This is a genomic window from Demequina sp. NBRC 110053 (assembly GCF_002090095.1).
Classification (GTDB): Bacteria; Actinomycetota; Actinomycetes; order Actinomycetales; family Demequinaceae; genus Demequina.
The window spans coordinates 849,828-873,467 of sequence record NZ_BBRJ01000002.1 but is presented as its reverse complement, the minus strand read 5'-3'; the positions used below and the strand labels follow the sequence as shown (position 1 = coordinate 873,467).

Annotated in this window: 20 protein-coding genes and 1 tRNA gene; 11 read left to right on the top strand and 10 right to left on the bottom strand. The window is 69.9% G+C overall.

All coding sequences use genetic code 11. From position 1 onward, the window contains the following. Positions 1-115: 115 nt before the first annotated feature. From B7K22_RS04110 to B7K22_RS04060, 10 genes are all read right to left on the bottom strand, one after another. Positions 116-2,662, bottom strand: coding sequence for an ABC transporter permease (locus B7K22_RS04110; protein WP_084038589.1), 2,547 nt, complete (start codon positions 2,660-2,662; stop codon positions 116-118). Between the two features lie 5 nt (positions 2,663-2,667). Then, positions 2,668-3,411 (bottom strand): ABC transporter ATP-binding protein, encoded by a 744-nt coding sequence (locus B7K22_RS04105; RefSeq protein ID WP_084038587.1) that lies wholly within the window; start codon positions 3,409-3,411, stop codon positions 2,668-2,670. 124 nt (positions 3,412-3,535) lie between these two features. Further along, positions 3,536-4,234 carry a response regulator transcription factor gene (locus B7K22_RS04100; RefSeq protein WP_144276226.1) on the bottom strand — a complete coding sequence of 233 codons (699 nt, stop codon included), beginning with the start codon at positions 4,232-4,234 and terminating at the stop codon, positions 3,536-3,538. Further along, a complete protein-coding gene (locus tag B7K22_RS04095; protein WP_084038585.1) occupies positions 4,231-5,505 on the bottom strand; it encodes a sensor histidine kinase in 1,275 nt (424 codons plus the stop codon). Before B7K22_RS04095 ends, B7K22_RS04100 begins: the two co-directional genes overlap by 4 nt. Positions 5,506-5,562: 57 nt before the next feature. Beyond that, complete coding sequence (locus tag B7K22_RS04090; protein ID WP_371327668.1) at positions 5,563-6,216, bottom strand: response regulator transcription factor; 654 nt, start codon at positions 6,214-6,216, stop codon at positions 5,563-5,565. A 5-nt stretch (positions 6,217-6,221) separates the two neighbouring features. Beyond that, entirely contained in the window at positions 6,222-7,676 is a 1,455-nt protein-coding gene (locus B7K22_RS04085) for a cell wall metabolism sensor histidine kinase WalK (RefSeq protein WP_159448749.1), read from the bottom strand. A 34-nt stretch (positions 7,677-7,710) separates the two neighbouring features. Beyond that, a complete protein-coding gene (locus tag B7K22_RS12020) occupies positions 7,711-8,502 on the bottom strand; it encodes a hypothetical protein (RefSeq protein WP_159448748.1) in 792 nt (263 codons plus the stop codon). Between the two features lie 81 nt (positions 8,503-8,583). Further along, on the bottom strand, positions 8,584-9,426 hold the full coding sequence (locus B7K22_RS04070; RefSeq protein WP_084038575.1) for an ABC transporter permease: 843 nt from the start codon (positions 9,424-9,426) through the stop codon (positions 8,584-8,586). Further along, positions 9,423-10,310, bottom strand: coding sequence for an ABC transporter ATP-binding protein (locus B7K22_RS04065; RefSeq protein ID WP_084038573.1), 888 nt, complete (start codon positions 10,308-10,310; stop codon positions 9,423-9,425). Before B7K22_RS04065 ends, B7K22_RS04070 begins: the two co-directional genes overlap by 4 nt. Before the next feature lie 137 nt (positions 10,311-10,447). Continuing rightward, complete coding sequence (locus B7K22_RS04060) at positions 10,448-11,650, bottom strand: pyridoxal phosphate-dependent aminotransferase (protein ID WP_371327650.1); 1,203 nt, start codon at positions 11,648-11,650, stop codon at positions 10,448-10,450. A gap of 224 nt (positions 11,651-11,874) precedes the next feature. On the opposite strand from B7K22_RS04060, the gene B7K22_RS04055 reads away from it, so the two are divergent. The 11 genes from B7K22_RS04055 to rpoB all read left to right on the top strand — a co-directional run bounded on the left by B7K22_RS04055 (position 11,875) and on the right by rpoB (position 23,638). Then, on the top strand, positions 11,875-12,729 hold the full coding sequence (locus tag B7K22_RS04055) for a type IV toxin-antitoxin system AbiEi family antitoxin domain-containing protein (protein WP_159448747.1): 855 nt from the start codon (positions 11,875-11,877) through the stop codon (positions 12,727-12,729). Between the two features lie 235 nt (positions 12,730-12,964). After that, a tRNA-Trp gene (locus B7K22_RS04050) sits at positions 12,965-13,037 on the top strand. A gap of 57 nt (positions 13,038-13,094) precedes the next feature. Further along, positions 13,095-13,352, top strand: a complete 258-nt coding sequence (gene secE / locus B7K22_RS04045; RefSeq protein ID WP_084038567.1) for a preprotein translocase subunit SecE — start codon at positions 13,095-13,097, stop codon at positions 13,350-13,352. Between the two features lie 26 nt (positions 13,353-13,378). Beyond that, positions 13,379-14,233, top strand: coding sequence for a transcription termination/antitermination protein NusG (nusG, locus tag B7K22_RS04040; RefSeq protein ID WP_084038565.1), 855 nt, complete (start codon positions 13,379-13,381; stop codon positions 14,231-14,233). A gap of 60 nt (positions 14,234-14,293) precedes the next feature. Then, positions 14,294-14,725, top strand: coding sequence for a 50S ribosomal protein L11 (rplK, locus tag B7K22_RS04035; RefSeq protein WP_084038563.1), 432 nt, complete (start codon positions 14,294-14,296; stop codon positions 14,723-14,725). A 58-nt stretch (positions 14,726-14,783) separates the two neighbouring features. Further along, positions 14,784-15,482, top strand: coding sequence for a 50S ribosomal protein L1 (gene rplA / locus B7K22_RS04030; RefSeq protein ID WP_084038561.1), 699 nt, complete (start codon positions 14,784-14,786; stop codon positions 15,480-15,482). Between the two features lie 334 nt (positions 15,483-15,816). Continuing rightward, positions 15,817-17,622: a polysaccharide pyruvyl transferase family protein gene (locus tag B7K22_RS04025; protein WP_084038559.1), complete on the top strand. Its 1,806-nt coding sequence runs from the start codon at positions 15,817-15,819 to the stop codon at positions 17,620-17,622. A 34-nt stretch (positions 17,623-17,656) separates the two neighbouring features. Beyond that, a complete protein-coding gene (locus tag B7K22_RS04020; protein ID WP_084038557.1) occupies positions 17,657-18,457 on the top strand; it encodes a glycosyltransferase in 801 nt (266 codons plus the stop codon). A gap of 273 nt (positions 18,458-18,730) precedes the next feature. Next, positions 18,731-19,252, top strand: a complete 522-nt coding sequence (rplJ, locus tag B7K22_RS04015) for a 50S ribosomal protein L10 (RefSeq protein WP_084038555.1) — start codon at positions 18,731-18,733, stop codon at positions 19,250-19,252. A 61-nt stretch (positions 19,253-19,313) separates the two neighbouring features. Further along, positions 19,314-19,703, top strand: coding sequence for a 50S ribosomal protein L7/L12 (rplL, locus tag B7K22_RS04010; protein WP_084038553.1), 390 nt, complete (start codon positions 19,314-19,316; stop codon positions 19,701-19,703). 455 nt (positions 19,704-20,158) lie between these two features. Next, the gene (rpoB, locus tag B7K22_RS04005; protein ID WP_084038551.1) at positions 20,159-23,638 is read left to right on the top strand and encodes a DNA-directed RNA polymerase subunit beta; all 3,480 of its coding nucleotides are present in this window, start codon (positions 20,159-20,161) and stop codon (positions 23,636-23,638) included. The last annotated feature ends 2 nt before the right edge of the window (positions 23,639-23,640 follow it).

Genomic DNA, 23,640 nt, shown 5'->3' with positions numbered 1-23,640 from the left:
CCCACCCCTTGGGCGCGCGTATGAGGCCCCACTCGCTCACCGTCCGGGGGAGCGACGGAGGGGCCGATGCGCGCTCGGGTGAGCGCGCATCGGCCCCTCGCCGTGGTGGGAGCTGCTAGCCGTCGGTGGCGATCGCCTTGAGGATGTCGAGCCGCGAGGCTCGCCAGGCCGGCCACAGCGCCGCGAGCACGCCGGCGATCGCGGCGAGCACGGTGTACACGATCAGCCAGATCCACGGCACGGTGACGCCGTCGAAGCCGAAGTCCTCGAGCGCGAGCACCAGCGCGGACCCGAGCGAGACGCCCAGGATCATGCCGAGTACGGTGCCGAACACCGCCATGACCATCGACTCGACAGTGATCATGCGCCACACCGAGGACCGCTTGAGACCGACGGCACGCAGCAGTCCGATCTCCCTGGTGCGCTCGGTGACGGACAGCAGCAACGTGTTCGCGACGCCGAGGATGGCGATGACGAGCGCACTGGCCAGCAGCGCCGAGATCACGCCGAGAAGGAGGTCGATGAAGGTGTTGGCGAGCTGCTCGAGCTGGCCGGGCTGCTGGAGCGCGACCATCGGGAACTCCTCGGACAGCGCCTCCTGGATGTCGGTCTGCGCCTCGTCCACGTCCACGCCGTCGTCGAGCACGACCAGCGCCTGCAGGATCGAGTAGTCGCCGAAGAGCGCCTCGCCCGTCGCCTGGTCGACCCAGAAGTTCGCATCGCCCTCGTTGAGGTACAGGCCGGCCACCTCGAGATCGACGGACCCCTCGGGCCCCTCGAGCCGTACCGCGTCACCGACCTCGACTCCCAGATCCTGGATGACGGGGTCGATGAAGACCTCGCCCTCGCCGAGCTCCGACATGGCGGGCTCGGAGTTGTACTCGAACGCCTCGCCCACCGTCGAGGGCTCGACGCTCGCCACGGCGCGTCCTTCACCCTCGTAGATTGCGGAGTCGACTCCGAGGGTGGTGACCAGCGCCACGCCCTCGGCATCCTCGAGCACGTCGATGGCCCCGGTCGGGATCGCGCCCTGACCGGAGAAGACGAAGAAGTCCGCTTGCGTCTGCGAGAACTGCGCCGTGACGACCGTCTTGAGCGACTCGGTGAACGTGGCGACGAGCGCGAGCAGCATGACGCCGATCATCAGCGCCGCCGCGGTGTTGGCGCTGCGCCGGGGCTCGCGGCGGATGTTGTTGGCGGCGAGCTTGCCGTCCACCTTGAACATGCGCGTCAGCAGGCTGCGCAGGCCGAACGCCATGGGCACGAGGACCTGCGCCGCGAGCAGCGTCACGCCGATCACGAGCGCGACGGCGCCCGCTCCCACATAGATGTACGGGCGCTCGAGCTCGAGGAACAGTCCCATCCAGATGACGACCGCGCCCACGAGCGCCATGGCTCCGCCGACGATGTTGCGCACCTTGAGGGGCTGCTTGCCGCTCGTGGCCGACTCGCGAAGCGCCTCCATGGGGGAGATGCGCGAGGCGTGGACGGCCGGCAGCAGCGCGGACACGAGCGTCACGAGCGTTCCCAGGCCATAGGCCCACAGGATCGCGTCGACGGGAAGGGTCATGGTGCCGAAGATGTCGCCCACGAACAGGCTCACGAGCCAGGAGGCGGCGAGCGCGAGGAGATAGCCCGCGATGATGCCGATGGTCGAGGCGAGGATCGCGACCACGATCGCCTCCAGCAGGATCATCGACCGCACCTGCGAGCCCGTGACGCCGATCGCGCGCATGAGGCCGAACTCGCGCGTGCGCTGCGTCACGATGATCCGGAACGTGTTGACGATGATGTAGGCGCCCACGAACAGCGAGATGAGGGCGAACGCGATCGCGAAGATGTCGACGTACTGGAGCACGTCGTCGAGCGCCTCGGTCTCCTCGGCCGCCTTGTCCTCGCCGGTGATCGCTCGGGTGCCCTCAGGCAGCACGTCAGCGATGGAGCCTGCCACCGCGCCGGCGTCAGCGCCGTCCTCGACGAGCACGCTGATCTGCTGGAAGTTGGCGTCGCCCGCCAGGGCGTGGGCGTCATCGTCCGTCAAGTAGGCGAGCGTAGCTCCCTGAAGGCTGTTGGACTCGCCGAACTGCACGGTGCCCACCAGCTCGAACTCCTCGACGCCGGACTCGGTGGCGATGCCCACCATGTCGCCGAGCTCGTACCCGAGCCTGGGGGCGGAGTCGACGTCGAGCACGATCTCCCCGGTGGACTCCGGGCCGCGCCCGTCGATGAGCGTGGACTGATCGATCTCGGGGATTCCGGACCAGTTGAAGATCTGGCTCGGCGCCCCTCCGCCACCGGCGAAGGGGTCGGTGGGGGCGTCGTCCGACGGCGGAGGCAGCACCGAGCCGGCCACCTGGATGCCGCCGATGGCGACCTCGACGCCGTCGACGGCCGCCACGTCATCGACGACGGACGGCTCGAAGACGCCCTCGACCGCGGCGAACGGGTCGCCGCCCTCGGTCTCCGCAGCATCGGGATCGTTCTCGACGATCACGTCGGTGCCGGCGTAGATCTCCGAGAACAGGCCGGAGAAGCCGCTGGACAAGGCGTTGGTGAAGGTGTGCGAAGCCGCCACCAGCGAGACGCCCAGCGCCACCGCGATCGCGGTGAGGATCAGTCTCTTCGGATTGTGCCGGACGGACTTGACTGCAAGCCGGAACATCGCGCTCAGTGCCCCATCTGCTTCATGCGGTCGAGCACGCGGTCCGCGGTGGGCTCGCGCATCTCGTCGACGATCGTGCCGTCCTCGAGGAACAGGATGCGGTCGGCGTAGGCCGCCGCCGTGGGGTCGTGCGTGACCATGACGATGGTCTGGCCGAACTCCTTGACGGCGCGCTGCATGAAGCCCAGCAGCTCCGCCCCGGACCGCGAGTCGAGGTTGCCGGAGGGCTCGTCGGCGAAGATGATCTCGGGCCGCGACACAAGCGCGCGAGCGACCGCGACGCGCTGCTGCTGGCCGCCCGAGAGCTCCGCCGGCAGGTGGGTGAGGCGGTCCGCGAGGCCCAGGATGCCGATGATCTCGTCGAACCAGGTCTTGTCGACCTCCGCGCCGGAGATGTCGAGCGGCAGGGTGATGTTCTCCTTCGCGGACAGCGAGGGGATCAGGTTGAACGACTGGAACACGAAGCCGATGTACTTGCGGCGCACCTCGGTGATCTGAGCCTCGGTGAGCGTGGTGATGGTGGTGTCCGCGATGGTCGAGGACCCGGCGGTGAGGCGGTCGAGGCCGGCGAGCGTGTGCAGGAGCGTGGACTTGCCGGATCCGGACGGGCCCATGATCGCGGTGAACTCCGAGCGCGCGATGTCGACGTTGATGCCGTCGAGGGCGCGCACCGCGGCCTCGCCGTGGCCGTAGTCCTTGTATCCGTCTCGCATGGTCGCAGCGAGCGCGGGGGCTGCCGTGGTGGTCATGGCGGGGCCTTTCGTCTGAGGTGATGGTCCGTTCCGCGGTTCAGTCTGCCAAGGCGAGCCGGGTGCCGGGAATCCCTCCTCAGAACGGTTCGAGCCACTCGTTCTCAGGGATGACCCCTGCGCGTCAACCGCGCGGCAGCACGATCCCGGAGTCATAGGCCTCGACCACGGCCTGGACGCGGTCGCGCACACCCAGCTTGGTGAGGATGTGGCTCACGTGGGTCTTGACGGTGGTGGGGGAGACCCACAGCTCCTGGGCGATCTCCTGGTTCGACATGCCGCGCGCCATGAGCTGCAGCACCTCGACTTCGCGCTCGGACAGGTCCCCGATGGCCTCGGGTGGCGGCACATAGTCCTCGGCGCTCACGTGATCGGCCTCGGCGGCGTTGCCGTCGGACGGCCGATGCGCGGAGAAGCGCTCGATGACCCGGCGGGTGACCTCGGGGGCGAGGAGGGCCTCACCGGCGGCGACCACGCGAACGGCGTTGACCAGCGTGTCGCCGTCCGCGCTCTTGAGGAGGAAGCCGGAGGCGCCCACCCTCAGCGCCTCGTACAGGTATTCGTCGTCGTCGAAGGTCGTGAGGATGACCACCCTCGCCTCCGGGTGGGCGGCGAGCACCTGCTCCGTCGCGGCGAGCCCGTCCACGCCCGGCATCCGAATGTCCATGAGCACCACGTCGGGCGCGTTGGCGCTCACGAGCGCCACCGCATCGGCGCCGTCGGACGCCTCGCCCACGATCTCGAGGTCGGCCTCTGCCTCGAGGATCATCCTGAGACCCACTCGCACCATCGCCTGGTCGTCGACCAGCGCCACTCGGATCACGCGTTCGCTCCCTTCGTCGCCGGCGTGGGGCCGGTCACCTGATCATCCCCCGACGGCAGCACGGCGTGGACCTGGAAGCCTCCGCCACGCCGCGGGCCGTGCGACAGGGCGCCGCCGAGCGCCTGCACGCGTTCCGCCATGCCCGCGAGGCCATGGCCGCCTGGCAGGCGGGTGCCCTCGGCGGCGCCCCTGCCGTCGTCCACGACGGAGATGTGGACGGCGTCCGCGGTCCGCTTGACCGTCACCTCCGCGCTCGCCCCGGACCCCGCGTGCTTGAGCGCGTTGGTCAGTGCCTCCTGCACGATCCGGTAGGCGCTCACCTCGACGCCCGCCGGCACGTGCGCGGACCCGGAGATCTCGAGCGTGACCGGCAGGCCGGAGTCCTGCACGTGCTGCACGAGCGATGGCAGCGCCGCGAGCGATGGCATGGGGGATCGCCCGTCGAGCGCGGACGCGCGGGCGGGCGCGAAGCCTGCGGCTACGGCGCGGTCGACGTCCGCCCGCTCGTTGGCCTCGAGCTCCGAGGCACGGAGCACGCCGATCATCCGCTGCATCTCCTCGAGCCCCTTGCGCCCTGATGCCGCGATGGTGCCGAGCGCCTCCTGCAGCTCGGCGTCGTCTGAGCCCAGACGCCTGCGGGCACCCTCCGCCTGCAGGGTCATCACCGTGATCTCGTGAGCGACCACGTCGTGGAGCTCGCGCGCGATGCGCGCACGCTCGGCGCGAACCGCGTCGGTCGCCGCCTCGAACCCGGCCTGCTCGCGCCTCACGCTCGCGATCTCGAGCTCCATGACTCGGGCTCGCCGGCGCCTGTCGGTGACGCCCAGGACGAACGGGATGAGGACGCCGATCGGGACGGCGGCGAGCGCCGACCACGGCACCGAGTCCAGGGTAACGACACCCACCGACGTCCAGGCCACCATGAGGCCGAGCAGCACCGCGCCGTGCCGGATGGCGGTCCAGCGCGGCAGGAACGCGCCGATGCCGTAGATCGCGACGAACACGGCCAGCAGCGCAGGGCCTGCCTCGTATCCGAGGCCGGCGGTCGCGAACCACACCGTAGAGGTCAGCCACAGGACCGCGCGGGGGAAGCGCTGGCGCCAGATGAGCGGGATCACCTGCCCCACCAGCAGCACGTACCCCAGCGGATCCATCTCGCGCGACGGGGCCAGCAGCTGGGCGCTCTCGAGCTGCACCGCCCACAGCACCCCGAGCACGAGCAGCCCGCCCGCGATCAGAGCGTCGTTCCAGCGTGGGGGCCTCAGGTCCATGGCACCTCAGCGTAGGGCGATGCCGCCGCCCGCGCATCGGCCTCGTGGCCGATGGCCTCAGCCTACGAACCGGTAGCCGACGCCTCGCACGGTCTCGATCGCATCGGCTCCCAGGTGGGCGCGCAGGTAGCGGATGTAGACGTCGAGCACGTTGTCCTTGGCGGCGCCCTCCCACACCTCCTCGAGCGCCTCGGCGCGGTTCACCACCTCGCCTTGACGCGACATGAGCAGCTGCGCGAGCTGGAACTCGCGAGGACTCAAGGGGATCTCCGCGCCGTCGCAGACGAGCGTGCGCTCCATCGGATCGAGCTCGCACCTGCCCACCTTGATGGTCCTCGTCTCGGTCGCGGCGACCTCCGCCGGGATGCGCGCACGCAGGCGGATGCGGGCGACGAGCTCATCGAAGGAGAATGGCTTGGGCATGTAGTCGTCGGCTCCCCGCTCGAGGCCGCGCACCGTGTCCTCGGCACTCGAGCGCGCGGTGAGGATGATGACCGGGAGGTCTGATCCGGACGCGCGCAGCTTGCGCAGCACCGTGAAGCCCTCCTGGTCTGGCAGGCCGATGTCGAGCACCATGATGTCGAAGCCGTCCTCGATCGCCATGCGGAGGCCGTCCCTGCCCGTCCGGGCGCTCGTGACGGCGATGTCGGCGGTGCGCAGGCCCTGCGTGAGCGAGGCGATCAGCCGTTCCTCGTCCTCCACGAGCAGCATCTTGATCACGGATCGCCTCCCTTGCGCGGCACGATGATGGCGAAGGCGGAGCCCTTGCCCAGGGTCGACTCGATGGCCAGTCGGCCGCCGTGAGCGGCGGCGATCGCGGCGGCGATGGGCAGCCCGAGCCCCGCTCCCTCGGCCTCGGGGTCGACGCGACTGAACCTCTCGAGCACGTGCGCCTGGTCCTCCGGTGCGATGCCGATGCCCTCGTCGCGCACCCAGAGATGGACGTCGGGGCCCTCGATCGCGGTCCCCAGCGCGACCACGGTCCCAGGGTCGGAGAACTTCACCGCATTCGCCGCGAGCTGCAGCCACGCCTGAGTGATCCGCTGCGCGTCGATCTCGACCGGCCCATCGCCGACGGCCTCGAGCTGCCAGTCGCGATCGCCCAGCGCCTGGGCCCGCGCGAAGGTCTGGCGAGTGAGGTCGGCCAGGTCCACGCGCTCGCGCAGCACGAACTCGGGGCGATCCGACTTGGCGAGCGTCACCAGGTCGTCCACCAGGCGCGACATCATCTCGACCTCCTCGAGCAGATCACGCTGCGTGCGCATGACCTCGTCCGGGTCCCGGGGCTCGATCAGCTCGAGGTTGGTGCGCATGATCGACAGGGGCGTGCGCAGCTCGTGCGACGCGTCGTCAAGCAGCTGGCGCTGGTCCGAGAACGCGCGCTCCAGGCGGTCGAGCATGCCGTTCACGGTACGCGTCAGCAGCGCGAGGTCGTCGTGCCCGGTGACGGGGATGCGCTCGGCGAGGCCGTGCTCGTTGATGCGACGGGCGCGTTCCTGGAGCACGGTGATGGGACGCAGCATGCGCCCGACGGTCGTCCACGCGACGATGCCTATCAGCGCGAGCGCGAGGATCGCGACGAGCGCGTAGACCGTGAAGGTCTCCCTGAGGCTCGCCATCTGCGCGCCGCGGTCAGCGGCGATCGTGAACACCCCGACCGTGTCGCCCTCGGGTTCGATGATCGGCACCGCCGCATAGCGGTAGTTCGCCAGGTCGGTGGTGGTGGACCTCACGCGCACCACCTCGGTCGCGTTCTGCGCGGCGGTCGCGAGGAACGCGGCGTCGTCCTCGAGCCTCAGCCGGTTGGGGTTCGACGGCACGAACCTCGCGATCGTGCCTGTGTGAGCCACTGCGCTCTCCGTGGGCGTCGCGACCACGCGGATCATCGCCTCGCGCATGAGGTCGTCCGAGGACGCGTACGGCTCACCCGTGGTGGGGTCCGGCTCCTGGGCAAGCTCGATGAAGGCCTGCGTGCGCAGCCCGATGTCCTCGGTGATCGACGCGTCGATGCGTGTGCGCTCGATCCCGAACGCGGTCACGCCTGCGACGGTGAGCGCGAGCGCGGTGAGCCCGACGAGGTACGCGAGCACGCGCGCCCTCACGGTCATGCCGCGGGCGGGGCGCGTGAGCGTGCGGAGCAGATGCGCGATGGGACCCTCCTCGTCCGTCACGCTACCGCGCCGGCGCACGCCGGCACGCGGGGCGTCAGCGGCCGCTGCGGGTTTCCTCGTGGCTGCGGTCGCGGTCATGGCCACGGTCCCAGCTGCCGCGCTCGCCCCAGCCGTCGCCCCAGCCGTCGGCCCGTCGGTCGTCCTTGGCCCAGCCGTCCTGGTGCCACTCGAGGCGCTCGCCCCCGCCGTCGCCGTGCCTGTCGGCCCGCTCTCCAGTCTCGGGCGCCTGGCCGTCGGGCCATGCGGACGCATCGCCCCAGGTCTGGGCGCCGCCCCACTCGTGAGCCTCCATCGCTTCGCGCCACTGCCGCGGGCCGAGGCCGCAGGCCTGGGCCGCGGAGCGCGCCTGGTCGAACCACGTGCGCCACTGGTGCTTCCACGCGGACCAGTCCTCGCCCTCCGGATTGGCCGGCGGCTCGGGCATGTCGCACGGGGGCGCGGTCGCGGCGGGAGTCGATGGCTTGCGCGCCGGGTCCTTCGGCCTCTTCGGGGCTGGCTCCTGCGCGTCTCTTGGTGCCGGCTCGCGCGCCACGGTGCTCGCCGCGGCGTCCTCCTTCGCAGGCGCCGGCTCCGTCTCATCGGGCCGGCCGCCACCCGGTTCGCAGGCGCCCTCGTCCGAGCACCTGATCGGCTCGAGGCCCACCTCGACGGGCTGCGCCGCCGCTGCCGCCGCGACAGGGGTGTCGAGCGCATCGACCGTCACGGCCTTCGCTATCGGGACGTCCGGCTCCGCCTGCGTCATCGCGGTCGCCGTGCCCGCCACGATCATCGTGACGCCGAGGAGGCCCGCGGCGACGGCGATGGTGCGAAGGCTCGGTCGTGGCATGGCACTCATTGTGCCGCGCAGCGCCTGAGGCCCGTCTCAGAGATGTCCCAGCCAGCGCATCGGCGCCGGGATCGCTCCGTGCTAGCGATCCTCGGCACGCAGCCACCGGAACGTGCGCACCGCCACGACGAGGCCGACGACGAACCATGCCGCCAGCACGAACGCCGTCATCGGATGCTGCCACGATCCGGAGGCCTCCACCGCCTCGAACTGCTCCGGCAGGAACACCGACCTCATGCCCTGCGCGAGCCACTTGAGGGGGAACACCGACGCGAAGTCCTGCATCCAGCCCGGCAGCTGCGTGAACACCACGAACACGCCCGACGTGAACTGCAGCACGAGGACCACAGGAGTGAGGATCGCGGACGCGGCCTTGCCGTTGCGCAGCAGCGAGCTCGTCGCGATGCCCAGCACCGCCGAGGCCGCCGTGCCGAGCACGAACACCCAGGTGAACGTCCACCAGTGCCCGGCGTCCGTGGGCAGCTCGACGCCGTATAGGCCCACCCCCATCGCGATGAGAATCGCGATCTGCACGATGGAGACGAACAGCACCTGGAGCATCTTGCCCGTGAAGAAGGCGGTGGGCGGCAACGGCGTCGCATGGATCCGCTTGAGCACGTCCTCGTCCCGGTCGATCGCCATGGAGATCGCGAGCGACTGGAAGCCCGTGTTGAGGATGCCGGTGGCGATCATGCCGGCGAGGAAGTACTGACCGAAGGACACTCCCGTGCCGTACAGGTCGTCCGTGCCGAAGATGGTTCCGAACAGCACCAGGAAGATCATGGGCAGCGCGAAGATGAACACCATCTGCTCGCGCGACCGCATGAAGTCGGTGATCTCGTAGCGCATCCGGCCGGCCGTCATGGACAGCCACGAGGGCCGGGGCGGTGCCGTTCGGGCCGATGCGCGAGCGGCGGTGGTCATGACGCCTCCTCGGTCGCGGGCTGGGCGATGATGTCGTCGGGTGCCGTGGCAGGCGCCACGAGGTCGAGATAGACCTCCTCGAGCGTGGGCCGCCTGACCTCGAGATCGGGCAGCTCGCCGTCGTGCCGCGCGAGCAGGGTCCGCAGCAGCGCCGCTGGGGCATCGGTGCGCTCGTGCCTGGGCCGCCCGCCCTCGGACCAGGTGACGTGCGCGCCCGAGGCGCGAGCGCGCAGCCCGGCGGGGGTGTCCAGAGCGACCATGGAGCCGTTGGCGATGATGCCGATGCGGTCCGCGAGGCGCTCCGCCTCGTCGAGGTAGTGCGTGGTGAGGACGATGGTGGTGCCTCCCACCCGGAGGGACTCGATCATGTCCCAGAACTGGCGGCGCGCCTCGGGGTCGAACCCCGTCGTGGGCTCGTCCAGGAACACCAGCTCGGGACGACCGATCACCGCGACGGCGACGTCGAGACGGCGCCGCTGGCCGCCCGAGAGCCGCTGCGGCTTCTCGTCCGCCTTGTGCGTCAGCCCGACGGTCGCGAGCGTCCGGTCGACGTCCCGCGGGTTCGGGTAGACGCGGCTCGCGTGCTGGAGCGTCTCGCGCGCCGTGAACGCCGAGCGCCCCGACGTGCCCTGGAGCATGAGCCCGACGCGCTCGCGCCACTCGCGCGTGGCGTGCGCGGGGTCGACGCCGAGCACCGACACGTCGCCCGCGGTGCGCTTGCGAAACCCCTCGAGGATCTCGACGGTGGTGGTCTTGCCGGCGCCGTTGGGGCCCAGCAGAGCGAACACCTCGCCCCGACGGACCTCGAGGTCGAGGCCGTCGACGGCGTGAGTGCCGCCATAGGTCTTCCGTAGTCCGGTGACGGCGATCGCGGGTGCGTCCATGACCACCGAGGCTAGACCCGGGACGCCGGTGCCGCGTCACCCGCGCGGCTGAGCGCCGGGTGCCGCGCGGACGATCGCGAGCGGGCGGTCGCATCGGCCGTCTGGACGAGCCGTGCCGACCACGAAGGGTGCGGCCCCTACGACGCGAGCAGCTCCTGGATGCGCCCCACGCCCTCGGCGAGGTCGTCGTCGCCCAGCGCGTAGCTCAGGCGCGCGTACCCCGACGGCCCGAACGCCTCGCCAGGCACGATGGCCACCTCCGCCTCCTCGAGGATGATGGTGGCGAGCTCCGCGGACGTCGTGGCGACGCGGCCCTTGATGTCGCGACCGAGGACGCCCTCGACCGACGGATACGCATAGAAAGCGCCCGTGGGAGTGGGCACCTCGAGGCCGTCGATCGCGCGCAGCATCTCCACCATGGTGCGGCGGCGCCTGTCGAAGGCGTCGCGCATCTGCGCGACCTCCTCGAGACCGCCCTCGAGCGCAGCGATGGCGGCGCGCTGCGACACGTTCGCGACGTTGCTGGTGAGGTGGCTCTGAAAGTTGGTGGCCGCCTTGATGACGTCCTGCGGACCCACCATCCAGCCCACGCGCCAGCCGGTCATCGCGTAGGTCTTCGCGACGCCGTTGAGGACGATGCACGTGTCGGCCAGGTCGGGAACCACGGAGAGCACGGGCGTGAACTGGGCGCCGTCGTAGAGCAGGTGCTCGTAGATCTCGTCGGTGATGACCCAGATGCCATGCTCGAGCGCCCATTCGCCGATCGCCTTGGTCTGCTCGGGGGAGTAGACGGCTCCGGTCGGGTTGGAGGGGCTGCAGAAGAGCAGCGCCTTGGTGGCGTCCGTGCGGGCGGCCTCGAGCTGGTCGACCGTGACGAGGTAGTCCTGGTCCGCGCCGGCGAACACCTCGACCGTGGTCGCGCCGGTGAGGCCGATCGCCTCGGGGTAGGTGGTCCAGTACGGCGCGGGGAGGATCACCTCGTCGCCCGGGTCGAGGATCGCCGCGAAGGCCTGGAACACGGCCTGCTTGCCGCCGTTGGTCACCAGCGTGGTGGCGGGGTCGATCTCGTAGCCCGAGTCGCGCTTGGTCTTGTCCGCGATCGCCTGGCGCAGCTCGGGCAGGCCGGAGGCGGGCGTGTAGCGGTGGTTGCGCGGGTCGCGGGCGGCCTCGACCGCCGCGTCCACGATGAACTGCGGCGTGGGGAAGTCGGGCTCGCCCGCGCCGAACCCGATGACAGGGCGGCCGTCGGCCTTGAGGGCCTTGGCCTTCGCATCGACGGCGAGGGTGGCGGACGGCGCGATGGCGCCAAGACGGGCGGAGACGCGGTTCTTGGAGGTCACGGCTGCGATTGTTCCATGTCAGCCGCGCCGGGTCACCCGAAGGGCTCGCGCCGCCCACGGCCGGGGCATCCTGAGGGGGCGCGTGGCCGGCGGCCCGCCCGAGCCCACAGATGAGGGGATCTCACGGGGTTACCTCACGGCTCACCCTCGAGAAGCCACATGCGCTGTCCACAGGTTGCTGTGCCGGATCCCGCAACCGGACACGGCCGGGCACGCTGATCCCCATGGATGTGAGACAGGTGATCGAGCACGCGGGCGGGGTCTGCAGGACATCGGACCTCTTGCGCGAGGGCGCCTCGGAGCGAGCCATCGCAACGGCCGTCGTCAACGGGTCGATCCGGCGCGTCAGCCGAGGCCTCTACGCGGTGCACGATGCGGACCCGGCGCTGGTGATCGCGGCGAGCCTGGGTGGAGCCCTCGCGTGCGTCAGCGCGCTCTCTCGCCATGGCGTGCTCCTCCTGCACCCTCGGCGCGCGCCGCATGTGGCTGTGGTGAACGGATTCTCGCGCTCGACTCGCGCGCGCAGGCGGGCCGCGAGCGTTGCCCAGATCCACTACTGCTCGGCATTGCCGCCGATGCGCGGGCCGGCGCACGTGCAGGACGTGGCGACGGCACTCGACCTCGCAGGCCGCTGTCTCGACCGTCGCGAGCATCTGGTCGCCGTCGACTCGGCGTTGCATCAGGGCCTCGTGCGGCCCGACCAGGTCGCGGGGTTCACTCTGACGTCGCGCGAGCGTCGCTCTTGGCTCATGGCTCACGCCGATCCGCGCGCTGAGTCCATCGGGGAGACGCTTGCCCGCCTGGACGTGGTCGAGCGAGGCCTCGCGGTGCACCCGCAGCGGTACATTCGGCAGGTCGGGCGCGTGGACATGGTGGTCGAGGATTCGGTGGTGGTCGAGGTCGATGGACGCGCCCACCACACGGACCCCGAGGCCTTCATACGCGACCGCAGACGTGACCGGCGTCTCGAGTCCTCTGGCCTGCCGGTGCTGCGCTACGCGCACCGCGAGCTCGTGGAGCCGGGAGCGCCGCACGTCGGGGATGCGGTGATCAGTCTGCTGCGTTCTCGCGGCACCTGAGGGCGGCGCGAGGGTCCGGCCCTCGAGAGGCCACGGACGTGGCATCCCGAGGAAGGATGCGACGATGGGCGCGGAGGATCCCGCATGGAGGGCACGGGACGGACGATGCGGGGGCCGGGTTCGCTTTCCTGGCGCGGAGCCCGTACCATTGCAGTTCGGCGATTGACTTTCGTCATGATGGCTCGCGCCCCGGCACGGACCATCGGATCGCCATCGGGAGTCCCAACGCTCCCGGAGGGTAGTGGCGCAATTGGTAGCGCATCGGTCTCCAAAACCGACGGTTGGGGGTTCGAGTCCCTCCTACCCTGCTGAGCGCGGCATCGCTGCGCCCACGATCCCCACCCCCACAAGCGAAGGACTTCCCGGTGAGCGAATCTGCCGTGACGGATTCCGGAGAGAAGGACCCGCGGCACGAGAGCCGCGAGGGCCGCAGCATCTTTGGACGCATCGCGCTGTTCGTGCGCCAGGTGATCTCCGAGCTCAGGCGCGTGGTCACCCCCACGCGCGAAGAGCTGATCCGATACATCTGGATCGTGCTCGCGTTCGTCGCGGTGATGATGCTCATCGTGTTCGGGCTCGACTTCGTGTTCAACTGGGCCTCGGCCTGGGTCTTCGGCGGATAGCCGTCTCGGAAAGGTTGTGATGACGAGTGAGTGACGACAAGCTCGACGAGGCCGGCGACAAGCTTGACGAGCTCGTGGCCGACATCGCCGACGCCACCGAGCGCGCTCAGGAGGCCGCGGACGTCGCTGGCGAGGAGACCACCCCCGCCGTGGACGAGGCGACGCTGAGCGACGCGCCCGAGGATGCGGTGGTCGAGGGTGACGACGACACGGTTCCCGGCGAGCCCAGCGAGGACGCCCTCGAGGCGGCCACCCAGGAGGCCATCGCCGTCGAGGACGCGCCGGCCGACCCTGCCGAGGACTTCCGCCTCGAGCTGCGCATGCAGGAGGGCGACTGGTACGTGGTCCACAGCTACTCGGGTCACGAGAAGCGCGTGAAGCAGGCCATCGAGCACCGCCGCGAGTCCCTCCACATGGAGGACTTCATCTTCCAGGTCGAGGTCCCCATGGAGGACGTCGCCGAGGTGAAGAACGGGCAGCGCAAGATCGTGACCCGCGTCCGGATGCCCGGATACGTCCTGGTGCGCATGCACCTCACCGACGAGTCGTGGGGAACCGTGCGCAACACCCCCGGTGTCACCGGCTTCGTGGGCCACGCCCAGCAGCCCGTGCCGCTGACCCTCGACGAGGTCTACGGGATGCTCGCGCCGTCGCAGCCCCAGGCCGCGAGCGCCGAGCCCGATCAGGCCGCGCAGGCGCGCCCCGTCGAGGTCGACTTCGAGGTCGGCGAGTCGATCACGGTCATCGACGGCCCCTTCGCGACCCTCCCTGGCACGATCTCCGAGATCAGCGTGGAGTCCCAGAAGCTCCACGTCCTCGTTTCCATCTTCGGCCGGGAGACCCCGGTCGAGCTGGGGTTCACCCAGGTCACCAAGATCTAGGCTCCCAGCACCTCAGGCGGCACCCGCCGCCGCACCAACACAGAAGGACCCGAACACATCATGGCAGCACCGAAGAAGAAGGTCGCTGGTCTGATCAAGCTCCAGATCCAGGCCGGCGCCGCCAACCCTGCGCCGCCCGTGGGCCCCGCCCTCGGTCAGCACGGCGTCAACATCATGGAGTTCTGCAAGGCCTACAACGCGGCCACCGAGTCGCAGCGCGGCAACGTGATCCCGGTGGAGATCACGGTCTACGAGGACCGTTCCTTCACCTTCATCACGAAGACCCCGCCGGCCGCAGAGCTCATCAAGAAGGCCGCTGGCGTCGCCAAGGGCTCCGGCGTCCCGCACACGGACAAGGTGGGCTCGATCACCGACGCTCAGGTGCGCGAGATCGCCGAGCAGAAGATGGCCGACCTCAACGCCAACGACATCGACGCCGCCGCGAAGATCATCGCGGGCACCGCGCGTTCGATGGGCATCACCGTCAACTAACACCCCCCCAGTGGCAGGGCCGCGCTGGCCCGCACCACGACTGCAAAGGAAGAAGCAGATGACCAAGCGCTCCAAGGCTTACAAGGATGCGGCGCAGCTCGTCGACCGCGCCCAGCTGTACACCCCGCTCGAGGCCGTTCGCCTCGCGCAGAAGACGTCCTCGAAGAGCAACGACTCGACCATCGATGTCGTGTTCAAGCTCGGCGTCGACCCTCGTCACGCGGACCAGGCGGTCCGCTCCACCGTCATCCTCCCGCATGGCACCGGCAAGACCGCTCGGGTCCTGGTCTTCGCCAACGGTGACAAGGCGGACGCCGCCCGCGAGGCCGGCGCGGACATCGTCGGCGGCGACGAGCTCATCGAGGAGGTCGCCGGCGGCCGTCAGGACTTCGACGCCGTCGTGGCGACGCCCGACCTCATGGGCAAGGTCGGTCGCCTGGGCCGCGTGCTCGGCCCCCGCGGCCTCATGCCGAACCCCAAGACCGGCACCGTGACGATGGATGTGGCCAAGGCCGTCTCCGACATCAAGGGCGGAAAGATCGAGTTCCGCGTCGACAAGCACGCCAACCTGCACACGGTGCTGGGCAAGGCGTCGTTCGGCGACGAGAAGCTGCTCGAGAACTTCCAGGCCGTGCTGGACGAGGTCCAGCGTGTGAAGCCCTCGGCTTCGAAGGGCCGCTACATCATCAAGACCTCGATCTCCGCGACGCAGGGCCCCGGCATTCCGGTGGACTCGCTCGCCAAGGTCGAGAAGTAGGGCGCAAGCCTCAGCAGACGCGCTCGCGCGAGGCCCGGCGACCCCGGGACCGAGCGTCCGAGAGCACGCGTGGCGTTCCGTGCCGTAACCCGGCAGGCGATGCCGCGCCTGGCCCGGTCCCCGCAGGGGGCCGGGCCTTCTGCATGCCCGGGCACCGCATCGGCGCCGCTCACTGCTTCAGCCCGTCCGGCCTACTCCCGATGCGTTCAGTGCCGATGCGTTCGGTGCCGATGCGCTCGTCGCCAGACCTTCATCGTCTGGACAGGTTTCGGTCACCTGAGATCCCTAGCCTGCGGTGAGACGGGCGCGTAGGCGACCCCAGGAGGAGGCAGGCGTGTCCGAGGCGCCCATCGTGTGCTCGTTCCACACCCCCGACGACTACTACCGGGCGCACGGCGATCGCCTGCGGCGCTCGCTCGACGCGCTGGGCCTCGAGCACGTGATTCGCGAGGTCGACAAGGGGGCTGATCAGGACTGGGCAGACGTGTGCCGCCAGAAGGTCGCGTTCCTGTGGGAGGTCTGCGAAGCCAATCCGGGGCGGCGCGTGTTCTGGCTCGACGTCGACTGCGACCTCGTGTCGCTTCCGGACTCGGTGCGTCACTTCTCCGCCGACCTGGTGGGATTCCAGCGCGGCTTCGGCAGTCCGATGACGATCGGCTATGACCGGAGGACGCGGTTCTGGGAGCCGTGCTTCTTCGGCATCTCGGCGTCGGCCGCCGGTCGCAGGTTCATCGCGGACGCGGCGGCGCTCGAGCGGTCGTCCACGCTCAAGGCCACGGATGACTACTTCTTCGAGGAGGCCTGGCGAGCGAACGCGCACCGGCTGTCCTTTCAGGTGATCCCCTCGATCGCCGTGGTGTCGCGAGCCGTCCACGGCGCCACCCCGGGCGGCGCCTTCTTCGTCTTCGGCTCGTCGGGGAACGTGGCGGAGTTCAAGGGCAGGGTCGCGCAGCACGAGCGCGCCGCCGAGTCGGGGCGACAGTCGCCTCTGGCGCACGCCAGGCGAGCCGGCCTCGCGGCAGCCAAGCGCCTCGAGCGGACCGTGCCAGCGGGAGCGCAGCGCTCCTTGCGCCGTGTCGCGGACTCGATGGGGGTGACGGCCGTCCTGACCGGCGGAGGCCTCGGCGGCCAGTCGGATGACCTGCGATTCTCGTCTCCCGCACGGCAGGCGATCGTGACATCGCTCCTCGCACGCGCACAGAGCGGTGACGTCGGGGCGTTCGCGGCCCAACGGGCCGCCCTCGTGGCCGCTGCGGTGCTCACCGACGCGGAGCACGCCGCGCTCGACGCGGCCGACGCCATCCTCCACCACCGCACGCGAGGCGTCGGCGCCCCGCTGCCTCTCGCGTGGTGGCCGCGGCCTTTCCCGGGCAACTTCGGCGACTGGCTCAGTCCCATGATCGTGGGCCACGTCTCCGGTCGCCCGATCGCGCTCCAGCAGCCGACCGCGAAGAAGGCCAGGGCGCACCTCGTGGGCCTGGGGTCGATCGGCAGGTTCGTCGAGCGGACCTCGACGGTGGTCGGGACGGGAGTCTCCTCGCTCGACGTCGAGCTGGCGGCCCGCGCGACGTGGGTGTCGGTGCGCGGTCCGCTCACCGCCCAGGCGCTCCGCAGCTCCGGAGGGCCGGACGTCGAGCGCTTCGGGGACCCCGGCGTCCTCGTGCGCCGAGTGGTGAGCCTGGAGCGAGCGCAGACCAACGGGCGCACCGCGGTGGTGCGTCACCACGCGCACGTCCGCGCCCCGCTCGCGCTCGCCGAGGACATGGACGAGCTCAGCGTCCTCGCCGGCCACCCGCACCGCATCGAGGAGCTGCTCGCGCAGCTGATGGGCTACGACCGGGTGGTGACGAGCGCCATGCACGTGATGATCGCGTGCCACAGCTATGGGATCCCGTGCGCCCTGGTGACCTTCGAGGGCTTCGAGGACGCCGTGCATGGCAGCGGCGTCAAGTATGAGGACTATGCGCTCGGCGTCGGGATCCACGGCCTGAGGGAGCCGACGGTGGTGGGGACCGACCTGTCCCGCATCGACCTCGACCCGCTCACGCTCGACGTGCGGCTGGGCGAAGACGTCCTCGACGACGTCGAAGGCGCTATCCGCGACGCGGTCGCGACGGTGGAGGGGCGCCTCGTGGCGTAGTCGCGCGGCCACGGTGGGGGATGATGGACCCATCATGACTGCGCCGGACCTCAGCGACCTGACCATCGGCTATTCGAGCCTCGTGGACCGGCTGGCTGCCATTCCGACCGCCGATGCGCTGGGCGGCGCCGAGCAGGTGGTGGTCGCGCAGACGGGGAGCGAGGATGACGCGCCAGTCAGCGAGGATGCGGCGCGCGAGATCGCGCGGCTCCAGGAGGGCGGCGCGACGGTGGTGGTGCTGCGCTCTCGCGGCGTGGCCAAGAGCCGCAACGAGGCGATTCGCCGTGCGACCCGGCGGTATCTGCTGTTCTGCGACGACGACGTCACCGTCGACCTCGAGGGCGTGGCCGCGGCGCTGGGCCACCTGCGCTCGTCGGGCGCGTCCCTCGCTCTGGGCCGGGCCGTGGACGAGTCGGGGACGCTCCGCAAGTCCTATCCCGACGACGTCGCCCGCCTCACGCTGCGCAACAGCGGCAAGGCCGCCACCTACGAGATGATCGCGGACGTCGAGCAGACGCGCGCCGCAGGCGTCTGGTTCGACGAGCGCTTCGGCGCCGGCGCCGCCCTGTACCTGGGCGACGAGTACATCTTCATCGCCGACCTGCTGAGGGCCGGCCTGCGGGCCGATGCGGTCCCGGCGACGGTGGCGATGCATCCCACGGAGAGTTCGGGTTCGCGGTGGGGGACGGGAGCGGACATCGATGCGAGGTCGGCGGCGCTCAGCCGCGCCGTCGGCGGCTGGGTGTGGCTGCTCAAGCCGGCGTTCGCGCTGCGCCACCTGAGGACCATCGGGGTGGGTGGGGCGGTGCGCTTCCTGCGGCCGGCTCGCTACTGAGCCGCTCAGGCGCGGCGGCCAGCCCGCGCATCGGCCGGTTTGCTCAACGGCGCCTTGGTCGCGTATCCTGTCCAGGCCCAAGACCGCCGGTCGTCCGGTTCGCCATGCGAACCAGTCCGAAGTCCCGCAGCAGCGGAGGCCAGCGCAGGTGAACTGAGAAGGATCGCGCATCAACGCGTCCTGCCCAGCCCCGCCTGCGCGGGGCTTTTCTGTTGTCCGGGGTGGGCCGTCTCCGCGAGGAGGCGCCGACGGTCACCTGAAGGAAGGACAACTATGGCGACGCCAGACAAGGTGGCTGCAGTCCAGGAGCTGACGGACGCGTTCCGTGACTCCACGGCTGTGGTGATCACCGAGTACCGCGGCCTGTCGGTTCCGCAGCTCGCTGAGCTGCGCGGCAAGCTCCGCGGCGCCGCGACCTACGTGGTCGCGAAGAACACTCTGACGGCGCTCGCGGCCAAGGAGGCCGGTGTCGAGGGTCTTGACGACCTCTTCGTCGGCCCCACGGCCATTGCATTCGTCACCGGCGACCCGGTGGAGGCTGCAAAGGGTCTGAAGGGCTTTGCCAAGGAGAACGACAAGCTCGTCATCAAGGGCGGCGTTCTCGAGGGCAACGTGCTCTCCGCTGAGGAGATCAACAAGCTCGCAGACCTCGAGTCCCGTGAGGTCCTGCTCGCCAAGGCAGCCGGCGCCATGAAGGCGTCGCTGTTCGGTGCTGCATACCTGTTCCAGGCACCGCTCGCCCAGGCGGCGCGTGCTGTCGACGCCCTGCGTGCCAAGCAGGAAGAAGCGGCCTGAGGCCGCGACCCCCATCGCAAGAACCTGCTGTCCACGCAGCTGAAAGATAAGGAAGAACATCATGGCTAAGCTCTCCACCGAGGAGCTCATCGAGCAGTTCAAGGAGCTCTCGCTCATCGAGCTCTCCGAGTTCGTCAAGGCATTCGAGGAGACCTTCGAGGTCACCGCTGCCGCCCCGGTCGCCGCCGCTGCGCCTGCCGCCGCTGGTGGTGGCGAGGCCGCCGCCGAGGTCGAGGAGAAGGACGAGTTCGACGTCGTCCTCGCCGCCGTCGGCGACAAGAAGATCCAGGTCATCAAGGAGGTGCGCGCGCTCACGTCGCTCGGCCTCGGCGAGGCCAAGGCTCTGGTCGACGAGGCCCCCAAGGTCGTCCTCGAGGGCGCCAAGAAGGAGGACGCCGAGAAGGCCAAGGAGCAGCTCGAGGCTGCCGGCGCCACGGTCGAGCTCAAGTAGTCTCGCCGCTCTCGGCTCGAACGCCGGGTCGCCCCTTCCTGGGGCGGCTCGGCGTTCTGCTTCTCTGCGGTTCGAGCGCGGGCGTCGAGGACGGCCGCCGATGCGGGTGCAGGGCTGACGCGCCGGTTCTTCACAGCGCCGTGCCAGGCGCTGTGCGGACGGGCCGGGGCGCGGTACTCTTGGCGTGCCCCCGCGGCATCGGGCGCTGGTCAGGGACGATGCGCGGGTTTGGTCACGATACGGCGACAGGCCGGCGCGGAGTCCTTGACGGCACCGCGGCACCGGTGGACAATCGCGCGCCCAGCGACTACTGTAGGTAGTTGCGCTGTCTATGCCCTGCCCTCATATGCCTACCTGGCGTGCGTCCGCTCTGAGAGTGGCTTCGCCCCGGGATCCGGTGGAGCCGTGGTCTGAGACGCGCGTCACGCACGCTATCAAAAGGGAAGGACCCGCCCTTGGCTGCCTCGCGCACCCCCTCGGCAACCGCCATCGCCAACCGTTCCGCCTCCTCGCGCATCTCCTTCGCTCAGATCTCTGAGCCCATCGAGGTGCCCGACCTTCTGGGCATTCAGACCGAGAGCTTCGACTGGCTCGTCGGCAACGCCGCCTGGCAGGCCCGCGTGGCCGCCGCGAAGAAGGAGGGCCGGGACGACGTCCCGGAGATCGCTGGCCTGCAGGAGATCTTCGAGGAGATCTCCCCCATCGAGGACTTCGGCCAGACCATGTCGCTGAACTTCTCGGACCCGTACTTCGAGGAGCCGCGCCACACTCCTGAGGAGTGCAAGGAGAAGGACTTCACCTACGCCGCCCAGCTGTTCGTGACCGCCGAGTTCATGAACAACACCACCGGCGAGATCAAGTCGCAGACCGTCTTCATGGGCGACTTCCCGCTGATGACCCCCAAGGGCACGTTCATCGTGAACGGCACCGAGCGCGTGGTCGTCTCGCAGCTGGTCCGCTCGCCCGGCGTGTACTTCGAGCGCACCCCCGACAAGACGTCCGACAAGGACATCTTCACCGCGAAGGTCATCCCCTCGCGTGGCGCGTGGCTCGAGTTCGAGATCGACAAGCGCGACGCCGTAGGCGTGCGCGTGGACCGCAAGCGCAAGCAGCCCGTCACCCTGTTCCTGAAGGCGCTGGGCATGACCGACGAGCAGATCGCGGACGAGTTCAAGGACTTCCCCGCGATCCTCGAGACCCTCGAGAAGGACACGGTTCACTCGTCCGAGGACGCCCTCGTCGACCTGTACCGCAAGCTCCGCCCGGGCGAGCCGCCCACGGTCGAGGCCGGCCAGAACCTGCTCGACAACTTCTACTTCAACCCCAAGCGCTACGACCTCGCGAAGGTCGGCCGCTTCAAGCTGAACAAGAAGCTCAAGGTCGGCAAGGCGCTCGGCGACTCCGTGCTGTCGCTCGACGACATCGTCGCGACTGTCAAGTACGTCGCCGCCGCCCACGCCGGCCACCCGACCTTCGAGTCGCTCGCGGGCACCGTCGAGGTCGAGACCGACGACATCGACCACTTCGGCAACCGCCGCATCCGCGCGGTGGGCGAGCTGGTCCAGAACCAGATCCGCACGGGCCTGTCGCGCATGGAGCGCGTGGTCCGCGAGCGCATGACGACCCAGGACGTCGAGGCGATCACGCCCCAGACCCTGATCAACACGCGCCCCGTGGTCGCCGCGATCCGCGAGTTCTTCGGAACCTCGCAGCTGTCGCAGTTCATGGACCAGAACAACCCGCTCGCCGGCCTGACCAACAAGCGCCGCCTGTCCGCGCTCGGCCCCGGCGGCCTGTCGCGCGACCGCGCCGGCATGGAGGTCCGTGACGTCCACCCGTCGCACTACGGCCGCATGTGCCCGATCGAGACCCCTGAGGGTCCGAACATCGGCCTCATCGGCGCGCTCGCGACGTACGGCCGCGTCAACCCGCTGGGCTTCGTCGAGACCCCCTACCGCAAGGTCATCAAGGGCAAGGTCTCGAACAAGGTCGACTACCTCACCGCCGACGACGAGGACCACTTCGTCATCGCGCAGGCCAACGCGGAGCTCTCCGACGACAACTCGTTCGCCGAGGAGCGCGTGCTGGTCCGCTCGAAGGGCGGCGAGGTCGAGTTCGTCCCCCGCGAGGCCGTGGACTACATGGACGTCTCGCCGCGCCAGATGGTGTCGGTCGCGACCGCCCTGATCCCGTTCCTCGAGCACGACGACGCGAACCGCGCCCTCATGGGCGCGAACATGCAGCGCCAGGCCGTGCCGCTGGTCCGCTCCGAGGCGCCGCTGGTCGGCACCGGCATGGAGCGCCGTGCGGCGATCGACGCCGGCGACGTGGTCGTGGCCACCAAGGCCGGCGTCGTCACCGAGGTCAGCTCCGACCTGGTCACCGTCGCGAACGACGACGGCACCACCGGCTCGTACCGCATCGCCAAGTTCGAGCGCTCCAACCAGGGCACCAGCTACAACCAGCGGGTGCTCGTGGACGAGGGCGACAAGCTGGTCGAGGGCTCGGTCATCGCCGATGGTCCCGCGACCGACAACGGCGAGCTCGCGCTCGGACGCAACCTGCTGGTCGCGTTCATGTGCTGGGAGGGCCACAACTACGAGGACGCGATCATCCTGTCGCAGCGCCTCGTGGAGGACGACGTCCTGTCCTCGATCCACATCGAGGAGCACGAGGTCGACGCCCGCGACACCAAGCTGGGCCCCGAGGAGATCACCCGGGACATCCCCAACGCCTCCGAGGAGGTCCTCGCCGACCTCGACGAGCGCGGCATCGTGCGCATCGGCGCCGAGGTTCGCGCCGGCGACATCCTCGTCGGCAAGGTGACGCCCAAGGGCGAGACGGAGCTCACCCCCGAGGAGCGCCTGCTGCGCGCGATCTTCGGCGAGAAGGCCCGCGAGGTGCGCGACACCTCGCTCAAGGTCCCTCACGGCGAGTCCGGCACCGTCATCGGCGTGCGCGTGTTCACCGAGGAGGACGGCGACGACCTCCCGGCCGGCGTCAACGAGCTGGTCCGCGTGTACATCGCGCAGCGCCGCAAGATCCAGGAGGGCGACAAGCTCGCCGGCCGCCACGGCAACAAGGGCGTCATCTCGACGATCCTGCCGCAGGAGGACATGCCGTTCCTCGAGGACGGCACGCCGGTCGACGTCATCCTCAACCCGCTGGGCGTGCCCGGCCGCATGAACGTCGGACAGGTCCTCGAGACCCACACCGGCTGGGTGGCCAAGCACGGCTGGGATGCGACGGACGTCAAGGACGCCTGGGCGAAGAAGCTGCCCGAGGCCGCCAAGTTCTCCGAGCCCGGCAACCCTGTCGCGACCCCGGTGTTCGACGGCCTGCAGGAGGAGACGCTGATCAACCTCCGCTCGACCATCAACCCCAACCGCGATGGCGACCGCCTGGTGAACGAGGACGGCAAGGCGCGGCTCTTCGACGGACGCTCCGGCGAGCCGTTCCCCGAGCCGGTGGCAGTGGGCTACAAGTACATCCTGAAGCTCCACCACCTCGTGGACGACAAGATCCACGCCCGCTCGACGGGTCCGTACTCGATGATCACGCAGCAGCCGCTGGGCGGAAAGGCCCAGTTCGGCGGCCAGCGCTTCGGCGAGATGGAGGTGTGGGCGCTCGAGGCGTACGGCGCCGCCTACGCGCTCCAGGAGCTGCTGACCATCAAGTCCGACGACGTCGTGGGCCGCGTGAAGGTGTACGAGGCCATCGTCAAGGGTCAGAACATCCCTGACCCCGGTCTGCCGGAGTCGTTCCGGGTGCTCATGAAGGAGATGCAGTCCCTGTGCCTGAACGTCGAGGTCCTCAACTCCGAGGGCCACGTCGTCGAGATGCGTGAGTCCGAGGAGGACGCGTACCAGGCCGCCGAGTCGCTCGGCATCTCCCTGTCCAGCCGCCCGGACGCCTCCAGCGTCGACGAGATCTAAGA

Bases quoted from the DNA above. Each gene is read 5' to 3' on its own strand.
- B7K22_RS04105 (WP_084038587.1), bottom strand. From the start codon at position 3,411: ATGACCACCACGGCAGCCCCCGCGCTCGCTGCGACCATGCGAGACGGA.
- B7K22_RS04055 (WP_159448747.1), top strand. From the start codon at position 11,875: ATGGATGTGAGACAGGTGATCGAGCACGCGGGCGGGGTCTGCAGGACA.
- B7K22_RS04110 (WP_084038589.1), bottom strand. From the start codon at position 2,662: ATGTTCCGGCTTGCAGTCAAGTCCGTCCGGCACAATCCGAAGAGACTG.
- B7K22_RS12020 (WP_159448748.1), bottom strand. From the start codon at position 8,502: ATGCCACGACCGAGCCTTCGCACCATCGCCGTCGCCGCGGGCCTCCTC.
- B7K22_RS04020 (WP_084038557.1), top strand. From the start codon at position 17,657: ATGACTGCGCCGGACCTCAGCGACCTGACCATCGGCTATTCGAGCCTC.
- rplJ (WP_084038555.1), top strand. From the start codon at position 18,731: ATGGCGACGCCAGACAAGGTGGCTGCAGTCCAGGAGCTGACGGACGCG.
- B7K22_RS04065 (WP_084038573.1), bottom strand. From the start codon at position 10,310: ATGGACGCACCCGCGATCGCCGTCACCGGACTACGGAAGACCTATGGC.
- B7K22_RS04070 (WP_084038575.1), bottom strand. From the start codon at position 9,426: ATGACCACCGCCGCTCGCGCATCGGCCCGAACGGCACCGCCCCGGCCC.
- rplL (WP_084038553.1), top strand. From the start codon at position 19,314: ATGGCTAAGCTCTCCACCGAGGAGCTCATCGAGCAGTTCAAGGAGCTC.
- B7K22_RS04095 (WP_084038585.1), bottom strand. From the start codon at position 5,505: ATGGACCTGAGGCCCCCACGCTGGAACGACGCTCTGATCGCGGGCGGG.
- rplK (WP_084038563.1), top strand. From the start codon at position 14,294: ATGGCAGCACCGAAGAAGAAGGTCGCTGGTCTGATCAAGCTCCAGATC.
- B7K22_RS04090 (WP_371327668.1), bottom strand. From the start codon at position 6,216: ATGCTGCTCGTGGAGGACGAGGAACGGCTGATCGCCTCGCTCACGCAG.
- rplA (WP_084038561.1), top strand. From the start codon at position 14,784: ATGACCAAGCGCTCCAAGGCTTACAAGGATGCGGCGCAGCTCGTCGAC.